This is a genomic window from Amycolatopsis sp. NPDC049688, from assembly GCF_040674975.1.
GTDB lineage: Bacteria > Actinomycetota > Actinomycetes > Mycobacteriales > Pseudonocardiaceae > Amycolatopsis.
Genome location: NZ_JBFANY010000022.1, coordinates 96,395 through 115,736 on the forward strand (window position 1 = coordinate 96,395; position 19,342 = coordinate 115,736).

A 19,342-nucleotide genomic window follows, 5' to 3' on the forward strand; every position below is an offset into this window, starting at 1 on the left:
ATCGGCGGTCAGCTCGTCTGCCCGAGGGCCCGTTGCACGAGACCGGAGATGTCCAGTGCGTCGATCAGTTCTGCGTCGTCGGTGGCCGGGCCGGGGATCTCCGGCTCCGGGCCGGCTTCCGCTTCGGCCAGGCCGAGCAGGGCCTCCAGGACGCCCGCTTCCTTGAACCGGGCGAACGGCACGGCCGCGAGGACCCGCCGGAGGTCGTCTTCCCGCCCGTCCAGGCCGTCGTCGGCCTCCCGGAGGAGCTCGACGCGCAGGTAGCCGACCAGCGCCTCCGGGGTGGGGTAGTCGAAGATCAGCGTCGCGGGCAGCTTGAGCCCGGTGGCCGCGTGCAGGCTGTTGCGGAGGTTGACCGCGGCCAGGGAGTCGAAGCCGACCTCCTGGAACGCCTGCCGCGGGCCGATGCCTTCGGCGCCGCTGTGGCCGAGGACCGTCGAGGCGTGCCCGCGGACCAGCTTCAGCAGAATGCGGTTCTGCTCGGCATCCGGCACCGCCCGCAGCGAATCCGCGAGCGACGCCGCCGTGTCGCCGTCCTCGCCGTCGTCCTGGGTGGGCTGCAGGATCGCCTTGGCCTCGGGGAGGTCGGCGAACAGCGGGCTGGGCCGGACCGAGGTGAACGCGGGGATGAAGGCGGCCCAGTCCATGTCGGCCACCGCCACGGCCTTCTCGTTTCCGGCGACGGCCTGCACCATCGCCGTGACCGCCAGCGGCGGCGCCATCGGGAGGACACCGCGGCGGCGCAGCTGGGCGAGCGCGGCCTCGTCCATGCCGATGCCGATCTCGTCCAGGGCGCCCCAGGCGATCGACGTCGCCTTGAGGCCGCGGGCGCGGCGCCACTCGACCAGGGCGTCGAGGACGGCGTTCGCCGCACCCGCCGGGCCCTGGCCGCCACCGCCCCAGATGCCCGCGATGGAGGAGAACACGACGAAGGCGTCGAGCGGGGTGTCCTCGAACAGCTGGTCCAGCCACACCGCGGTGGTCACCTTGGCGGCGAACACCTCGTCGAGGTCGGCCCGCCCGGTGTCGTCGACGGAGCTGGTCTGCGCGATGTCGGCGGCGTGCACCACCGCGGTGACCTCCGCGTCCGCCACCAGCCGCGCGATCGCGTCCCGGTCGGTACCGGCGCAGAAGTCGATCTCGGTGCCGAACTCGGCCAGCTCGGCCCGCAGTTCTTCGACACCGTCGGTGCCGGTGACGATGAGCCGGTCGGCGCCGGACTGCGCGAGCCAGACCGAGGCGTGCCGGCCGAGCCCTTCGGCGCCGCCGGTGACCAGGACCGTGCCGCGCGGTTCCCACTTGCCCGACGCGGATTCCGGCACGGGCTTGCGGACCAGCCGCCGGCTGTAGACGCCCGACCGCCGGACCGCGAGCTGGTCTTCCCCGCCGGCGCCGTTCAAGACGCCGAGCAGGGCCTGTGCCGTGCGCGCGTCGATCGCGGCGGGGAGGTCGACGAGGCCGCCCCACCGGTCGAGCCGTTCCAGGGCGACGGCGCGGCCGAGGCCCCACACGGCGGCCTGGGCCGGTGCGGTGACGGCGTCCTGGATGCCGATGTTCACCGCGCCGGAGGTGAGGCACCACAGCGGCGCGGCGACGTTGGTGTCGCCGAGCGCCTGGACCAGCGCGAGGGTCGAGGCGGTGATCTCGGTCGCGTCCGCGGGCCCGCCGTCCAGCGCGAGCAGCGACAGCACGCCGGTGAGGTCGTCCGCCGCCAGGACACCCCGCAACCGTTCGGCGAGCCGGTCCCTCGACGGTTCCTCGATGTCCAGCCGGACGAGGTCGAGCCCCTGACCGGTCAGTTCGTTCAGGAGCGCGTCGGGGGTGCCGGCCGGGACGACGGCCAGCCAGCGGCCGCCCGGCACGCCGGTGGCTTCGCGCTCCAGGGGCTGCCAGGTGACCTGGTAGCGCAGCTTCTCCGCGGTCGAGCGCTCGCGGCGCCGGTCCCGCCACCCGGCCAGCACGGGCACGACGGTGCTGAGCGCCCCCCGCTGTTCGGGCACGAGTTCGAGGAGCTCGGCGAGACTGTCCACATCGGACTGTTCGACCGCGGTCCAGAACTCGCCGTCCGCACCTTCGGCGGTTTCCGTGGTTTCGGCTTCGTGCAGCCAGAAGTGCCGCCGGTCGAAGGCGTACGTCGGCAGGTCGACCCAGCCGGCCGCGGGCACGGTCGCGGCCCAGTCCACGGCCACGCCCCGGACGGACAGCTCGGCCGCCGACGCCAGCAGCCGCCGCAGACCGCCGTCGTCCCGCCGCAGGGAGCCGGTCACCACGGCGTCGTCGCTGAGCTCGCTCAGCGGCTGGGCCAGCACCGGGTGGGCGCTGATCTCGACGAACACCGTGTGCCCCAGCCCGGCCAGCTCCGCCACCGACGGGCCGAACCGCACCTGCTGCCGCAGGTTCCGGTACCAGTAGCCGCCGTCGACGACGGCGTCCTCGATCCACGTGCCGAGGACGGTGGAGTAGAACGGGATCTCCGGCGCCTGCGCGGTGATCCCGGCCAGGACCTTGGCCAAGGCTTCGGCGATGGCCTCGACGTGCCGGGTGTGCGAGGCGTAGTCCACCGCGACCCGCCGCACCCGCGCGCCGTCGGCTTCCAGCGCGGCCAGGGCCTCGTCGAGGGCCTGCGCGTCGCCCGCGACGACGACCGAGGACGGGCTGTTGACCGCGGCCACCTCGACCCGGTCGGCCCACGGCGCCAGCCGCGCGGCCGCGTCCGCTTCGCTCAGCGCGACCGACGCCATGCCGCCGCGTCCGGCCAGTTCGGCGGCGATCGCCTGGCTGCGCAGGGCCACCACCTTCGCCGCATCGTCCAGCGACAACGCACCCGAGACACAGGCGGCGGCGATCTCGCCCTGGGAGTGCCCGAGAACCGCGTCCGGCACCACGCCCAGGGAGGTCCACACCGCGGCGAGGCCGACCATCATCGCGAAGCTGGCGGGCTGCACCACGTCGACCCGGTCGAGCAGGTCGGCGTCGCCGCGCAGCACGTCGAGCAGCGACCAGTCGGTCCACGGCTCCAGCGCGGAGGCGCACTCCTTGATCCGCTCGGCGAACACCGGCGACGAATCCAGGAGTTCCCGGCCCATCCCGGCCCACTGCGAGCCCTGACCCGGGAAGACCCAGACGACCTTGCCCGGCCGGCCGGCGGTCCCGGTCACGACGCCGGGCGCGTTCTCGCCGCGGGCCAGCGCCTGCAACCCGGCCTGAGCCTCACCGGCCGAGCCCGCGATGACGACCGCCCGCTCGTTCAGCGTGGCGCGCCCCGTCACCAGCGACCGGGCCACCCCCGCCAGCGGCTCGTGCTCGAGGACCGCGGCCAGCCGCCCAGCCTGCCCGGCCAGCGAACCGGTGCTGCGCGCGGACACCACGAGCGGCACCACAGCCGGTCGTGAGTGGGAAACAGTGTTAGAACCCTGTTTCCCACTCACGACATCCTGGGGCGGGGCTTCCTCGATGATCAGGTGGGCGTTGGTGCCGCTGGCGCCGAAGGAGGACACGCCCGCCCGGCGCGGACGGCCGGTGCGCGGCCACTCGCGGGCCTCGGTGAGCACCTCGATCGCGCCCGCGGACCAGTCGACCTGGCTCGTGCGCTCTTCGGCGTGCAGCGTGGCCGGCATGACGCCGTGGCGCATGGCCATGACCATCTTGATCACGCCGACCACACCCGCGGCGGCCTGCGTGTGCCCGATGTTCGACTTCAGCGAGCCGAGCCACAGCGGCTGGTCCCGCTCCTGCCCGTAGGTGGCGAGCAGCGCCTGGACCTCGATCGGGTCGCCCAGCGCGGTCCCGGTGCCGTGCCCTTCCACGACGTCCACATCGGACGGTGCCAGCCCGGCCGAAGCCAGCGCACCGCGGATCACCCGCTGCTGCGACGGCCCGTTCGGCGCGGTCAGGCCGTTCGACGCACCGTCCTGGTTCACCGCGCTGCCGCGCAACACCGCCAGCACCCGGTGGCCGCGCTCGCGGGCCACGGAAAGCCGTTCGAGGACGACCACGCCGACGCCTTCGGCCCAGCCCGTGCCGTCCGCGCCTTCCGCGTAGGCCTTGCACCGGCCGTCGGCGGAGAGCCCGCGCTGGCGGGAGAACTCCAGGAAGGCGTCCGGGCTGGCCATCACGGTGGCCCCGCCGGCCAGCGCCATCGAGCACTCGCCCTGGCGCAGCGCCTGCGCCGCGAGGTGGATCGCGACCAGCGACGACGAACACGCCGTGTCCACGGTGACCGCGGGCCCCTCGAAGCCGAACACGTAGGCCACCCGGCCGGACGCGACGCTCGAAGCCGTGCCGGTCATCGTGTAGCCCTGGACGTCTTCGGGCACTTCGCGCAGCCGCGTCACGTAGTCGTGGTGCACGATCCCGGTGAAGACGCCGACGTCGCTCCCGCGGGCCGACAGCGGGTCGACGCCCGCGCGTTCGAGAGCCTCCCACGAAGTCTCCAGCAGCAGCCGCTGCTGCGGATCCATGGCCAGGGCTTCGCGGGGCGAGATGCCGAAGAGCCCGGCGTCGAACTGGGCCGCGTCGTGCAGGAAGCCGCCCGAGCGCGTGTAGCTCGTCCCGGCGTGGGCGGGGTCCGGGTGGTACAGGCCGTCCAGGTCCCAGCCGCGGTCGACGGGGAAGCCGGTGATGGCGTCCCGGCCTTCCGCGACGAGGTTCCACAGCTCTTCGGGGCTGTCGGCGCCGCCCGGCAGCCGGGTGCTCATGCCGACGATCGCGATCGGCTCGTCGGAGGCCTCCCGCGGCACCGTCACCGGCGCCGCCGGGCGCTCGCCGGAGAGTTCGGCCCGCAGGTGGCCGGCGAGGACGGCCGGGTTCGGGTAGTCGAAGATCAGCGTGCTGGGCAGCTCGACGCCGGTGAAGTCGCGCAGGCGGTTGCGCAGCTTGATCGCGCTGAGGGAGTCGAACCCGTGGTCCTTGAAGGACCGGTCGAGGTCGAACGCGTTCGCGTCCCGGTGCCCGAGCACCACCGCGGCGCTCTCCCGGACCAGCTCCAGGACGTCCTCGACCGGCCGGGCGGCGATCGGCTCGGCCGGCGGGGCGGCTTCCGGCAGGTCGTCGGTGCCGACCCAGAACCGCTCGTGCTGGAACGCGTAGGTGGGCAGGAGGGTCCCGACCGCCGCACCCGGCTCGCCGAGCACCGCCGTCCAGTCCACGGCCACACCCCGGACGTGCAGTTCCGCCAGCGCGGTCAGGACGTCGGGGACCTCGGCGCCGTTCTTGCGCAGGGTGGCGACGCAGCTGCGCTCCGGGCCGCCGAGCGTGCCGAGCGCCATCGCCGCGAGGGCGCCGCCCGGGCCGAACTCGGCGAACGTCGTCGCGCCCTGGGCGTTCAGCTCGGTGACGGCGTCGCTGAACCGCACGGCGCTGCGCACCTGGTCCACCCAGTAACCGGCGGTGTCGAGGGCCGCGATCTTCCCGGTCAGCGTCGAGACCACGGGCAGCGAACCGGCCCGGTACGTCAGGCTTTCCGCGACCGCGCGGAACTCGTCGAGCATCGGTTCCATCAGCGGCGAGTGGAAGGCGTGGCTGACCGCCAGCCGCTTCGTCTTGCGGCCGCGGTCCGCCAGCTCGGCCGCGACGGCGAGCACGGCGTCCTCGGCGCCGGAGAGCACCACGGAGTCCGGGCCGTTGATCGCGGCGACGCACACGACGCCGTCGAGCAGGGGCGCGACCTCGTCTTCGGTCGCCTGGACGGCGACCATCGCGCCGCCCGCGGGCAGGGCCTGCATCAGCCGGCCGCGCGCGGCGGCCAGCCGGCCCGCGTCGGCCAGGTCCAGGACCCCGGACACGTGCGCGGCGGCGAGTTCGCCGATCGAGTGGCCGGCGAGCAGATCCGGCCGCACGCCCCAGGACTCGAAGAGCCGGAACAACGCGGTCTCCACGGCGAACAGCGCGCCCTGGGTGTACCTGGTCTGGTCGAGCAGCGTGCTGTCGTCGAAGACGACCTCGCGCAACGGACGGGCGCCCGAGTGCGCGTCCACGGCGTCGCAGGCTGCGGTGAAGGCGTCGCGGAACACCGGGAACGTCCCGGCGAGCTCGCGGCCCATGCCGGCCCACTGGCTGCCCTGGCCGGTGAAGAGGACGGCCAGCTTGCCGTCGAACGGCGTCCCGGTCACGACACCGGGGCCGAAGGTGTCCAGGTCGCTGCGGAGCTGTTCCCGGTCGGAAGCCAGGACGACGGCCCGGTGGTCGAGCTGGGCCCGGGTCGTGGCCAGGGCGTGGGCGACATCGGGGACGCGCACATCAGTGTCGAGGAAGCCGGCGAGCCGCGCGGCCTGCCTCCGCAGTCCGGCTGCCGTCTTGGCCGACAGGAGCACCGGCACCAGGAACTCGGCGGGCTCCGGCTCCGGCGTCACCACCGGCTGGGGAACCTCTTCGAGGACGACGTGCGCGTTGGTGCCGCCGATGCCGAACGACGACACGCCCGCCCGCCGCGGGTGGCCGTGCACCGGCCACTCGCGGGCCTCGGTCAGCAGCTCCACCGCGCCCGCCGACCAGTCCACATGGGACGACGGCCGGTCGACGTGCAGCGTCTTGGGCAGGACGCCGTGGCGCATGGCCATGACCATCTTGATCACGCCCGCGACCCCCGCCGCGGCCTGTGTGTGCCCGAGGTTCGACTTCACCGACCCGAGCCACAGCGGCTGCTCGCGGTCCTGGCCGTAGGTGGCGAGCAGTGCCTCCGCCTCGATCGGGTCGCCGAGGGTGGTGCCGGTCCCGTGCGCCTCGACCGCGTCTACGTCCGATGTGGACAGTCCGGCGGCGGCCAGCGCCTTGCGGATCACGCGCTGCTGGGACGGCCCGTTCGGGGCGGTCAGGCCGTTGGACGCACCGTCGGAGTTGACCGCGGACCCGCGGACCACGGCCAAGACCTGGTGCCCGCGCCGCCGCGCCTCGGACAGCCGCTCCACCAGGAGCAGCCCGGCGCCCTCGGACCAGCCGGTGCCGTCCGCGGCGTCGGCGAACGCCTTGCAGCGGCCGTCGGGGGCCAGCCCGCGCTGCCGTGAGAACTCGACGAACGTCTCGACCGTGCCCATCACCATCACGCCGCCCGCGAGGGCCATCGAGCACTCGCCGCGCTGCAGGGCCTGCACCGCCAGGTGCAGCGCGACCAGCGAAGACGAGCACGCCGTGTCGACGGTGACGGCGGGCCCCTCGAGGCCGTAGTGGTAGGCGACGCGGCCGGAGAGGACGCTCGCGGAACTGCCGGTGAGCCGGAAGCCCTCGACGCCGGCGGCCCGGTGCAGCCGCACGCTGTAGTCGTGGCTGTTGACGCCGGCGAAGACGCCGACGTCCTGCCCGGCCAGGGTGGCGGGGTCGATCGCGGCCCGTTCGAACAGCTCCCAGGACGTCTCCAGCAGCAGCCGCTGCTGCGGGTCCATGGCGAGGGCCTCGTTGGGCGAGATGCCGAAGAAGGCGGCGTCGAACCCGGCGGCGTCGTCGAGGAAGGCGCCGTGCCGGACGTACGTGGTGCCTTCGTGGTCGGGGTCTTCGTGGTAGACGCGGTCGGTGTCCCAGCCGCGGTCATCCGGGAACTCGGTGACGGCGTCGACGCCGTCGGCGACCAGCCGCCACAGGTCTTCCGGGCTGTGCACGCCGCCGGGGAAGCGGCACGCCATCGCCACGATCGCGATCGGCTCGTCGGCCGCCGCGGCGGTCCCGATCTCGGCCGGCTTCGAAGCACTGCCGAACAGCTTGGTGCGCAGGTGTTCCGCGAGCGCCGGCGGCTTCGGGTAGTCGAAGATCATCGCCGGGGACAGAGTCAGCCCGGTCGCGGCCGCGAGGCGGTTCCGGAGCTCGACCGCAGTCAGGGAGTCGAAGCCGGCGTCCTTGAACGTCCGTCCCGTGTGGACGGACTCGACGCCGCTGTGGCCGAGCACTTCGGCCGCGTGCCGACGCACCAAGTCCAGCAAAGCCTCGGTCTGCTCGGGCTCACCCAGCCCGGCGAGACGCTCGGTGAGCGACGCCGTCTTGGCCGCGGTCCGCCGCGGCAGCGGGGCCAGGCCGCGCAGCAGCGGCGGAACAGGGCCGCCGGATTTCGCCGTCGCCCGCAGCGCGGCGACGTCGAACTTGGCCGCGACCAGGGCGCCGCCGGTGCCGATGGCGGCGTCCAGCAGCACCATGCCTTCGCCGGCGTCGAGGCCGGACATGCCGATCCGCTGGTTGCGCCGCAGGTCGGCGGCACCCAGGTGTTCGGTCATCCCGCTGACCGCCGACCAGTAGCCCCAGGCGATGGACACCGCGGGCCGGCCGAGGCGGTTTCGCTTTGCCGCCAGGGCATCCAGCTCGGCGTTGGCGGCCGCGTACCCGCCCTGGCCGGGGTTGCCCAGCACGCCCGCCGCCGAGGAGAACAGCACGAACGCGGCGAGGTCGGCGTCCCGGGTGAGCTCGTCCAGCAGCAGAGCGGCTTCGGTCTTCGGCCGCCGCACGGTGGCGATCCGGTCCGGGGTCAGCTCGGTGAGGACGCCGTCGGCGAGGACACCGGCGGTGTGGATCACGGCGGTGAGCGGGTGCTCGGCCGGGATGGCTCGCAGGACGGCTTCGAGCTGCGCCCGGTCCGCCACATCGCAGGCGGCGACGGTGACGGACGCGCCCAGCGCGGTCAGCTCGTCCTGCAGCTCAGGGGCCTCGCCACGGCGGCTGACCAGCACCAGGTGCCGGACGCCGTGCGCGGTGACGAGGTGCCGGGCGGTCAGCGCGCCGAGCGTGCCGGTGCCGCCGGTGATCAGGACAGTGCCCTCGGGGTCGAGCGGCCGCGCATCCCGCTGCGGCGCCAGCCGGGTCAGCCGGGGCACCGACGCGACGCCGTCCCGCACCCTGACCTGGGGTTCGCCGGTCGCCACCACGACGGGCAGCACGGAGTTGTCGTCGAGGTCGGCCAGGACGATCCGGCCCGGGTGCTCGGACTGCGCCGAGCGCACCAAGCCCCACACCGCGGCCGCTTCGGGCTCGGTGCAGTCGCCAGTGAGGACGGCCAGCCGGGTGCCGGCGGGCTCCGCCAGCCACGTCTGGAGCGCAGCCAGGGTGTCCTCGACCGAGGTGGCTTCGTAAGTCACGAAGTCGGCTTCGGCCGCGTCGGGCAGCGGGATCTCCGTCCATTCGACGCGGAAGAGCGAGTCGGTGGCCGGTCGTCCGGCGGCGAACGGCGTGCCGCGTACCGCTTCGACGGTCAGGACGGGCTGCCCGGCCGGGTCGGTCAGCCGCAGGCCGGTCGCCGTCGGCGTCGCGGTCACGGTGGTGGCCCCGGCGGCGTGGAGGGACACGCCGGTCCAGACGGACGGGAGCAGGTCGTCGCCGACGACCGTGCGGACGGCGGCGTCCAGCAGCGCGGGGTGGATCCCGTACCGGTCCGCGTCGCGCAGGCCGTCGACGGTGACGTCGATGGCGTCTCCCGCTGGGGTCCCCCGGTCAGGCACCGCAGCGGCGGCGGGAGCAAGCGTGCCGTGGGCGTGCCGCGTCCACGGTTCGTCGGCCTCGCGCGAAAAGACCTCGATCGGGCGCCCGTGCTCGCCGGGTTCGCCGACGATCAGCTGGACGTCCCGGCCGCCGCGCTGCGGCAGCACCACGGGCGTGTCGACGGTCAGTTCGGCGAGGAAAGGCGTGGCGGCCAGGTCGCCGAGCCGGATGGCCGCCTCGACCAGCGCCGCGTTCGGCACCAGGCCGTCCACCGCCCAGGGATGGGCCCGGCGGTTCCACCGGGCCACGGCGGTCAGGCGGCCGGAACCGGGCGTGCTGACGACCGTGCCCAGGAGCGGGTCGCCGTCCGGCGCCGGTCCGGCCGGCTCGAGCCAGTAGTGCCGGTGGTCGAAGGCGTAGGTCGGCAGGTCGGCCCAGCCGGCCGCCGGCACGACCGCGCTCCAGTCCACGTCGACGCCGCCGGTGAACACCTCGCCCATCGAGGTCAGCAGGCGGCGCAGGCCGCCGTCGTCGCGCCGCAGCGTCCCGGTGACGACCGCGCCGGTGAGCTCGCTCAGCGGCTGGACCGTCACCGGGTGGGCGCTGACCTCCACGAACACCGTGTGGCCCTGCTCGACCAGGGCCGCCGCGGCCGCCCCGAACCGGACCTGGTTGCGCAGGTTGCGGTACCAGTAGCTGCCGTCCAGGACGCCCGCGTCGCGGATCCACCCGCTCGTGACGGTGGAGTGGAACGGCACGACCGGGGCCTGCGCAGTGATCCCGGACAGGGCCTCGGCGAGGGTGTCCTCGATGTCTTCGACGTGCCGGGTGTGGGACGCGTAGTCCACCGCCACCCGCCGCACGCGGATTTCCTGCCCGGCCAGGGTTTCCAGGGTCTCGTCGAGAGCTCGGGCGTCGCCGGCGATCACGACCGAGGCCGGCCCGTTGACGGCGGCCACCTCGACCCCGTCCGCCAGCCACGGGAGCACGTCGTCCTCGCCGAGGGCGACCGACGCCATCCCGCCGCGTCCGGACAGCTGCGCCGCGATGGCCTGGCTGCGCAGCGCGACCACCTTCGCCGCGTCTTCCAGCGACAGCGCTCCCGACACACAGGCGGCGGCGATCTCACCTTGCGAGTGGCCGACGACAGCGTCCGGCCGCACGCCGACGGACTCCCACACCGCCGCCAGCCCCACCATCACGGCGAAACAGGCGGGCTGCAGCACGTCGACCCGATCCAGATCACCCTCACCACGGAGGACGCCGACCAGCGACCAATCGATCCACGGCTCCAACGCCGCCGCGCACTCGGCGATCCGCGCAGCGAACACCGGCGACGCATCCAGGAGCTCCCGGCCCATCCCCGGCCACTGCGTGCCCTGCCCGGGGAACACCCACACGACCTTGCCCGGCGTCGCCGAACCGGCCGCGTTCAGCGCGCGCAGGCCGGTCACGGCTTCCGCACGCGAACCGGCAACGACGACCGCGCGTTCGTCCAGCACCGCCCGACGCGACACCAGCGCGGCAGCCACCTCGGTCAGCGAGACGTCACCTTCCAGGAACGACGCCAGCCGCTCGGCCTGCCCGGCCAGCGCCTCCTTGCTGCGCGCCGACACCACGAGCGGCACCACGGCCGGTCGTGAGTGAGAAACAGGGTTAGAACACTGTTTCTCACTCACGAGGTCCTGGGGCGGGGCTTCCTCCAGGATCAGGTGGGCGTTCGTGCCGCTGACTCCGAAGGAGGAGATCCCGGCTCGGCGCGGACGGTCGGCACGCGGCCACTCCCGGGCCTCCGTCAGCAGCGAGACCGCACCGGCGGACCAGTCCACCTCGGAAGTCGGTTTGTCGACATGCAGCGTCGCCGGCAGCACCTCGTGCCGCAGCGCCTGCACCATCTTGATGACCCCGGCGACCCCGGCGGCCGCCTGCGCGTGGCCGATGTTCGACTTCAGCGACCCGAGCCACAGCGGCGTCTCCCGCTCCTGGCCGTAGGTCGCCAGCAGCGCCTGCGCCTCGATCGGGTCGCCGAGGGTCGTCCCGGTCCCGTGCGCCTCGACGGCGTCCACATCGGACGGGGCCAGCCCGGCCGCGGCCAGCGCGCGGCGGATCACCCGCTGCTGCGAGAGGCCGTTCGGCGCGGTGAGCCCGTTGGACGCCCCGTCCTGGTTGACCGCGCTGCCCCGCAGCACGGCCAGCACCCGGTGACCCCGCTCCCGCGCCACCGACAGCCGTTCCAGCACGACCACGCCGACGCCTTCGGACCAGCCGGTCCCGTCGGCCGCGGCCGCGAACGCCTTGCACCGGCCGTCGGGCGCCAGGGCCCGCTGGCGGGAGAACTCGACGAACGAACCCGGCGTCGCCATCACCGTGACGCCGCCGGCCAGCGCCATCGAGCACTCACCCTGCCGCAGGGCCTGCGCGGCCAGGTGCATGGCGACCAGCGACGACGAACACGCCGTGTCGACGGTGACGGCCGGGCCTTCCAGCCCGAGCACGTAGGAGACGCGGCCGGACGCCACGCTCGACGCGACCCCGGTCGTGACGAACCCCTCGAGCTCTGGGGCGACCGCGCCGGAGCCGTAGCCCTGGTTCATCAGGCCGGAGAACACCCCGGTGTCGGTGCCCTTCAGCGCGATCGGGTCGACGCCGGCGTGCTCGAGGGCTTCCCACGACGTCTCCAGCAGCAGCCGCTGCTGCGGGTCCATGGCCAGGGCCTCCCGCGGCGAGATGCCGAAGAAGCCCGCGTCGAAGAGCCCGGCGTCGTGGAGGAACCCGCCGTGGCCGACGTACGACGTCCCAGGGCGTTCCCGGCCCGGGTCGACGAGGTCCTCCAGGTCCCACCCGCGGTCGCCGGGGAAGTCCGAGACGGCGTCGACGCGGTCGGCGACCAGCCGCCACAGGTCCTCGGGGGACGTCACCCCGCCGGGCAGGCGGCACGCCATCCCGACGATCGCGATCGGCTCGTCCGGGTCGGCCGCCACCACCGGCTCGGCGACGTCCCGGGTGAGCCCGAGCAGCTCGGCCCGGACGCGGCCGGCCAGCGCCGACGGCGTCGGGTGGTCGAAGACGGCACTCGCGGGCAGCCACAACCCGGTGCGGCCGGTCAGCCGGTTCCGCAGTTCGACGATGGCCAGCGAGGTGAAGCCGAGGTCGCGGAACGCGCGGCCGGCCGGGACTTCCGCCCCCAGCACGCCGGCGGCCTCGCCGCGGACCAGTTCTTCCAGGAGTTCCCGCTGCGCCCGTTCGTCCAAACCGGACAGTCGCGCCCGCAGCGCCTCGGCCACGCCATCGTCGGCCTGCCGGGCGTCTTCCTCGTGTTCGGCGGCGGCGTACCGCAGCTCCCCCGGCTCGTCGGCCAGCAGACCCCGCCGGATCTTGCCCGACGCTGTCCGCGGGATGTGGGCGACTTCGAGGATCCGCTCCGGCACCTTGTACGCGGACAGCTCCTCGCGGCACTTCTCGATCAGCGCGCCGGCGTCGAACCCGGACGGGCCGGGGATCACGTACGCGACCGGGACTTCCCCGAGCGTGTCGTGCGGCGCACCGGCGACCGCCACGTCGGCGACGCCGTCGGCCGTCCGCAGGACCGCCTCGATCTCGCCGGGGTGGATGTTCGCCCCGCCCCGGATGACGAGCTCCTTGATCCGGCCGCAGATGGTGAAGTAGCCGGCGTCGTCGCGGCGGGCCAGGTCGCCGGTGCGGAACCAGCCGTCGCGCATCGCGGCGGCGGTCGTCTCCGGGCTGTTGTGGTAGCCGACCATGACGTTCGGTCCCTTGACCCAGACCTCGCCCTCCTGGCCGGCGGGGACGTCCAGCCCGGTGTCGGGGTCGACGACCCGCACCCCGACGCCCGGCACGGGCCGGCCGCAGGACCCCGCGACGCGGGCGCCGTCCGGCGGGTTCATCGTGATGGCACCGCAGGTCTCGGTGCTGCCGTAGGCGTCGATCAGCGGAACGCCGAAGGTCTCCTCGAACTCGCTCCGCAGCCCGGCGCCGAGGACCGCGCCCCCGGCGAGGCCGATCCGCAGGCTCGGCGCGGTGAACCCGCGCTGCCGCGCGGCCCGCACCAGGTGGTGGTAGGTGGTGGGCACGCCGGCCAGGAACGTCGTGTCCTCCGCGCGGAGCAGCCGGATGACGTCGTCGGCGGAACTGCCGTCGGTGATCCGGACGGTCGCCCCGACGACGGTGGCCGACAGCACGCAGGCGATGTGCGAAAGGCTGTGGAACAACGGCAGCGGCCAGAGCACGCGGTCCTGATCGGACAGTCCGGGGAACGGCACGTAGCAGGAGGCGACGGACCAGAGGCAGTTGCGCTGCGTCGACAGGACGCCCTTGGGCCGCCCGGTCGTCCCCGACGTGTAGAACATCCACGCCGGTTCGTCGAGCTCGAGGTCGTCCGGTGCCGGCTGGTCCGGTTCGCTGGTCGCGAGTTCGTCGTAGGCGTGCGCGCCGGCCGGGACGTCGTCGCCCGTCACCAGCAGCTCGACCTCCGGCGCGAACTCCAGCCGCGCCGCCTGGGTGGCGTCGGTGATGACGGCCACCGCACCGCTGTCTTCCAGGGGGTGCTGCAGCTCGGCCGTGGCCGCGCCGGGGTTGAGCGGGACGCCGATCGCCCCCGCGCGCAGCACCGCGTAGTAACTCTCCACAGTGGACACGCGGTTGCCGAGGCAGAACGCGACCCGGTCGCCGTCCCGGACACCGAGGGCGGCCAGGTGCCCGGCGAGCCGGCGCGTGCGCGCCTCGAGCTCGCCGTAGGTGACCGCCCGGTGGTCGTCGGCGAAGGCGACCTTGTCGGCGAAACGGGTCGCGTTCTCCAGGAGTGCGACGTGAAGTGGCTTGATGAGATCGGTGCGCACCGTGCCGCAGATCCTTTCGGACATGTTCGGAGGGGAGGAACGCTCACCAGGCGAGCGGGAGCTTCTCCACCGAGAAGACGGAACCCTTCAGCCGCAGCGGAACCTCGTCGGCCGGGACGGCCAGCCGCAGGCCGGGGAACGCCTGCAGCAGCGCGGTGAAGCCCGCTCGCAGCTCGATGCGCGCGAGGTTCTGGCCGAGGCACTGGTGGATGCCGAACCCGAAGGCGACGTGCCCGGAGGTGTCACGCTCGATGTCCAGCTCCGCTGGGCAGCCGAACTTGGCCGGGTCGCGGTTGGCGGCGGGCAGCGACACGGTCACCGTGTCACCCTTCTTGATCAGCTCGCCGTCGAGTTTCAGGTCCTCCAGCGCGGTGCGGTAGGTGTGGTACTGGTTGACGGTGATGTAGCGCAGGAGTTCCTCGATCGCGGCGTCGAGCTTCGCGGGCTCCGCGCGCAGCTTCGCCAGCTGGTCGGCGTGGTGCAGCAGCGCGAAGGTACCGACGCACAACGCGCCCTCGGTGGTCTCGTACCCCGCGAACAGCAGCAGGGTGACGATGTTGCGCAGTTCCTCCAGGGTCAGGTCCTCGTTCACCAGCGAGCTGATGAGGTCGTCCTGGGGTTCCTTGCGCCGCCGCTCGATGACCTCGTCGAAGAACGCCTGCGCCTGCCCGTAGGCTTCCGCCGCCTCTGCCGGGTCGGCTTCCGCGTCGTGCAGCAGGGTCACCGCGGGCACGTACCGGTCGCGTTCCTCGTAGGGCAGGCCGACGAGCTCGCCCAGCATCCGCAGGACGAGCGGCTTGGCGAAGTCGTGCACCAGGTCCGCCGGCGCGCCCTTCGCGCGCATGACCTCGATCTGCTCGGCGGCCACGGCCTCCACGCGCGGGATGAGCCGGCTCGTGCGGCGGACGGTGAACTCACCGGTCAGCAGCTTGCGGTAGCGGGTGTGCTCCGGCGGGTCCATGTGGATGAACATCCCGGGGATCAGCGGGTGGGTCGGGATCACCTGACCCTGGTGCGTCACCGGGAAGTGGCCGACCTCGCAGCTGTGGCTGAACCGCGGGTCGCTGAGCACCTCGCGCACCAGTTCGTAACTGGAAACGATCCACCCGACGTGCCCGTCCGGATAAACCATCTTCGCCAGCGGCCGTTCTTCGCGGAGGGTGTCGAATATCGCGGGTGGGTCGAACTTGTCGATTCGCGCCCACGGCTCCTCGAAGGAAATTGCCTCGGTCATGGAAACCTTTCGAAGGGAGAGATCGGGCCTTTTATTCGGCGATCTTCGTGCGGTGCGACCACCGGAAGACCGCGATGTCGCCGGCCTGGAATTCCCCGCCGTGCACGAAGTGTTCGTAGCCGGCACCGTGGCGGATCTTGAGCGTGCGGTCCAGCGCGGACGCCAGGACACTGCGTTCCGTCGCCGCCAGTTCGGCCGGTCCACCGCTCAACGCGATTTTCACCTGCGTGACACTCATCGCGGCCTCCACTTTGTTTCGCCGGTTCTCCCAGCACAGACCGGTCTCTGCATTCTCGATTCAGGCTAGGCGAGCCACCACCAGGCGGCATCCCTCACTCTGGTAGAGCGGTCCGGACCACTTCGCGGGCGCACGAAAACGGGGACTTCCTTCCCCGCAAAGGAAAGAAGCCCCCGTGGAGCCGTCGTCAGGCCAGGGTGACGGGCTGCCCGGTCTGCGCCGATTCGTAGGCCGCCTGGACGATCCGGAACGTCCGCAGCGCAGCCTCGCCGTCCGGCCCCGGGGTGTCCCCTTCGTTCAGGAAGTCCTTCAGCAGCAGGAAAACCAGATCCTCCCCACCGAGGGCGCCGACGCCGTCGAGCAGCTTCGGGCCGGCGTCGTACTGCACGCTTGCCTTGTCCCCGATGAAGGTGACGGCCGGCCGACCTGTCCCAGCCGGGTCCCGGCGGAGGTCGAACGAGGCCACCTGCCCGCTCCGGTACCGGACGGTGAGCACCGCCGCGCTTTCCGCGCCATGTCCATTGAGGACGGTGTTGGTCTGGGCGTACACCTGCTGCGCGGGCTCGCCACCGAGGACGGCGTCCGCCAGGTCGAGCAGGTACGGTGCGGCCGCACCCAGCACGCCGCCGTCCGCACTCGTGGCGAGCGAGCCGGTAACCGTCGTCAGCGCACCGATGCCGCCGTCCGCGATTCCCTTGCGCACCAGGGCGAACGCCTCGCCGTGACAGGCCGGGGACGCGAAGGTGAGCCGGTCGCCGCTCGCGTCGACCACGGCTTTCAGGTCGGCTTCCTTGGCCGCCGACGGGTATTCGCACAGCACCCGGGCGCCCGCCTCGGCCGCCCGCAGAACCGGCTCGAACTCGTCCCAGCCCGCCGTGGCCACGACTTCGACGTTCCGCAGGCCCTCGGCGTAGACCTCCGGCGCGGACGACAGGATGGCGACCTTCACGCTGCTCCCTCCACCGGAAGTTCGACGGCCCGCCCGGTCCACGCGGACTCGGCGGCGGCCTGGGTGATCCGGACGGCGGCCAGCGCGTCTTTGGCCCCGATCCGCGGCTCCGGCCCGCCCGCGAAGGCGGTGGCGAACTCCCGCATCTCCGTGGCGAACACCGACGGCCCGTAGTAGCCGAAGTCCGTGGTTTCGCCGTCGACGACCCGGACCTCCTGGGGCCACTCGGAGTCGTAGCCGACGGTCCCGGCGGTTCCGGTGACGTGGTAGGTGACCCGCACGGGCGGCTTCGGCGTCGCGGTCCACCGGCTGACGACCTGGCTGATGGCCCCGCTCGTGTGGGTGAGCACGACGGTCCCGGCGGCGACGGCGCCTTCCGGCGCGGGCGTGGCGATGTCGCCCTGGTAGCAGGCGTGCACCCGGACGACGTCCCCGAAGACCCAGTGGGCGAGGTCGGCGCCGTGCAGCAGCTGGTCGGTCAGGATGCCGCCCGACCGCGCGGAGGCCGTCCCGGTCCAGGGCCGCGGGTGGTAGGCGGAGAAGGAGAACCGCCCGATGGCGACGTCCCCGAGCCGCCCGCTCGCGACGAGCTCGTGCAGCCGCGCGTAGGGCGCGGCGAACCGCACGTCGTGCGCGGGGTAGAGCCGGACGCCGGCCTGCTCGGCCGCGGCGACGATCTCGGCGGCCTCGTCGGCGTCCGCGGTCAGCGGTTTCTCGCACACGACGCCGACGCCGGCGGCGATGGCGGTCATGGCGATCTCGTGGTGCGTGCCGGTCGGAGTGCAGATGTCGACGGCATCGGCGCCGTCGAGCGCCTCGGCCAGCGACCCCGCGGCGGTGGCCCCGAACTCCTCCGCGAGCTCGGCACTGCGGCCGTCGTCGGCGTAGACCCGCACGGCGGCCCCGGCGCCGAGCCACGCTTCCAAGTGCAGCCGGGCGATGAGTCCCGCACCGATCAGAGCCACCTCGAGCTGCCGCAACGTCTTCACGTACCGAGACTCGCCCACACCGCGGGCAGGAGCCATTACCAACGTGGGTAGTTCGGCAAACCTACTTGGACGGCGACGGGGAAGCCGGCGCCGACGAGGGTGCCTGCGAAGCCGCGGGAACCTTCGGCGCGTTGTACGTGTCCATGTCCGTGATCTTCCACTTGTCGCCCTGCAGCTGGGCGTTCAGGTGGAGCTGGGCGGTGCCCGCGGTCGTCTTCTTCGTGTCCGTGCGGGTGGACGTCTGGTCGACGAAGACCATCACCTTCGCCAGGTCGCCGTTCAGCATGATCACCGCCGCGCGCGTCACCTTGCACGTCACGATCATCTTCTGCTGCGGGGCCAGCCGCTTCACCTCGCCCATCAGCGAGTTGTACTTGTTCTTGACGTCGTCGTTGGCGAGCAGGTCGTTCGCCGCGTCCTCGGTCTTCTTGATGTTGTTGAAGTCGTAGGAGAACAGCGCTTCGGCCGCCTTCGACACCGCGTCCTTGACCTGCGCGGTCTTCGCCACGTCCAGCAGGGCCGTGTTGCTCGTCGCCGACGAGATCTCGGATTCCTCGCTGTGGAACCAGAACGCCAGGCCGCCCAGGATCAGGGCCACGAGCACCAGCGCGCCCGCGACCACGTACGTCCGGTCCGCCTTCGGCTTCGCGGGCTCCTCCGAAGAACTCGCCTCGGTGACCGGGACCTCGGATTCCTCCGTCGGCTTCGCGATCCCGGTGTCCCGCTGCTTCCGCCGCGGCGCCGGCCGCGCGGGAGCCGCCTCCTCGTCCGCCGCAGGCTCCCCGGTGAGCGCGTCGACCTGCGGCTCCTCGGTCTCGACCGCCGCGAACACCTGCGTGTCCTCGGCCCCCGCGGTGTCGAGCTCCCCCGACGCGGGCTCGTCGACCGGCCGGGGCTCCGGGCGCGGCACCGGCCGCGGGCGCGGCCGCGGCTTGGCCGGGACGGCGGGCAGCTGGCCGGTCCGCTCGGCGGCGGTCTCGTCCGTCGAGGGCTTGCGCAGCCCGGCCACGCGGGGACGCCGCGACGGCGTCGGGGTGCTGCGCGGCGGCTGGCGGCGGGAGGGGGGCACTTCAGGCTCCTTCTGTACTACTGGCCGGCCGCGACGAGCGGGACGCTGTCGATACCGGACAGCTTCCAATCATCGCCCACCCGGGTCATCGACACCTCGAGGCGCAGCGGCTTCGCGCTGCTCTTGTCGCCCTGGGTGACGGTCGTGGCGATGGCGGCGAGGAAGCTGGCCTTGCCTTCGTGGTCGTCCAGTTCCTCGACGGCGATGTCCTGGACGTCCGTGGTGACCTTCGTCTTGGCGTCGGTGAGCGCCTTGCGGAACGTCGGCGCGGACTGGTCGATCTGCTGCGCCATCTTCTCGTCCGACACGGCCTTCTGGCGGGCGAAGAAGCCGTCGAGGTCGTTGTAGTCGACTTCGGTGTACGCCTTCAGCGCGTTGGTGCCCGCCTTGACGACGGCCTCGCGCGAGGCCGCCAGGCCGGCGTTGTCGTCGGCCGCCGCCGCCCACCACTGGATGCCGAAGAACGCCGCGGCGATCAGGGCGGCCAGCGCCAGGGCCCCGGCGCCGAGCACCAAGGTCCGCGAGGAGTCCTTCGCCGGCGTCTCCGAAGACTCCGAAGCCTCCGTGGCCGGCTCGTCCGTGCTCATGACACTCCAGAGTAGGTAACGGTCATCAAA

General features: G+C 73.0%; 7 protein-coding genes. All 7 read right to left on the reverse strand.

Annotation, left to right across the window (positions count from 1 at the left end):
- Positions 1 to 8: 8 nt before the first annotated feature.
- The 7 genes from AB0J55_RS41765 to AB0J55_RS41795 all read right to left on the reverse strand — a co-directional run bounded on the left by AB0J55_RS41765 (position 9) and on the right by AB0J55_RS41795 (position 19,312).
- A complete protein-coding gene (locus AB0J55_RS41765) occupies positions 9 to 14,246 on the reverse strand; it encodes a type I polyketide synthase (protein ID WP_364262364.1) in 14,238 nt (4,745 codons plus the stop codon).
- Positions 14,247 to 14,289: 43 nt separating this feature from the next.
- Entirely contained in the window at positions 14,290 to 15,480 is a 1,191-nt protein-coding gene (locus tag AB0J55_RS41770) for a cytochrome P450 (protein WP_364262298.1), read from the reverse strand.
- Between the two features lie 31 nt (positions 15,481 to 15,511).
- Positions 15,512 to 15,718 carry a DUF5988 family protein gene (locus AB0J55_RS41775; protein ID WP_364262301.1) on the reverse strand — a complete coding sequence of 69 codons (207 nt, stop codon included), beginning with the start codon at positions 15,716 to 15,718 and terminating at the stop codon, positions 15,512 to 15,514.
- A 187-nt stretch (positions 15,719 to 15,905) separates the two neighbouring features.
- The gene (locus tag AB0J55_RS41780; RefSeq protein WP_364262304.1) at positions 15,906 to 16,667 is read right to left on the reverse strand and encodes a Gfo/Idh/MocA family oxidoreductase; all 762 of its coding nucleotides are present in this window, start codon (positions 16,665 to 16,667) and stop codon (positions 15,906 to 15,908) included.
- Positions 16,664 to 17,656, reverse strand: coding sequence for a Gfo/Idh/MocA family oxidoreductase (locus AB0J55_RS41785; RefSeq protein ID WP_364262307.1), 993 nt, complete (start codon positions 17,654 to 17,656; stop codon positions 16,664 to 16,666). The genes AB0J55_RS41780 and AB0J55_RS41785 overlap by 4 nt, the downstream gene beginning before the upstream one ends.
- A gap of 61 nt (positions 17,657 to 17,717) precedes the next feature.
- Positions 17,718 to 18,665 carry a hypothetical protein gene (locus AB0J55_RS41790; protein WP_364262367.1) on the reverse strand — a complete coding sequence of 316 codons (948 nt, stop codon included), beginning with the start codon at positions 18,663 to 18,665 and terminating at the stop codon, positions 17,718 to 17,720.
- Between the two features lie 77 nt (positions 18,666 to 18,742).
- Positions 18,743 to 19,312: a hypothetical protein gene (locus AB0J55_RS41795; protein WP_364262310.1), complete on the reverse strand. Its 570-nt coding sequence runs from the start codon at positions 19,310 to 19,312 to the stop codon at positions 18,743 to 18,745.
- Positions 19,313 to 19,342 lie beyond the last annotated feature (30 nt).

Excerpts from the sequence above, each read along its gene's own strand:
- AB0J55_RS41770 (WP_364262298.1), bottom strand. The coding sequence starts at position 15,480 with ATGACCGAGGCAATTTCCTTCGAGGAGCCGTGGGCGCGAATCGACAAG.
- AB0J55_RS41775 (WP_364262301.1), bottom strand. The coding sequence starts at position 15,718 with ATGAGTGTCACGCAGGTGAAAATCGCGTTGAGCGGTGGACCGGCCGAA.
- AB0J55_RS41795 (WP_364262310.1), bottom strand. The coding sequence starts at position 19,312 with ATGAGCACGGACGAGCCGGCCACGGAGGCTTCGGAGTCTTCGGAGACG.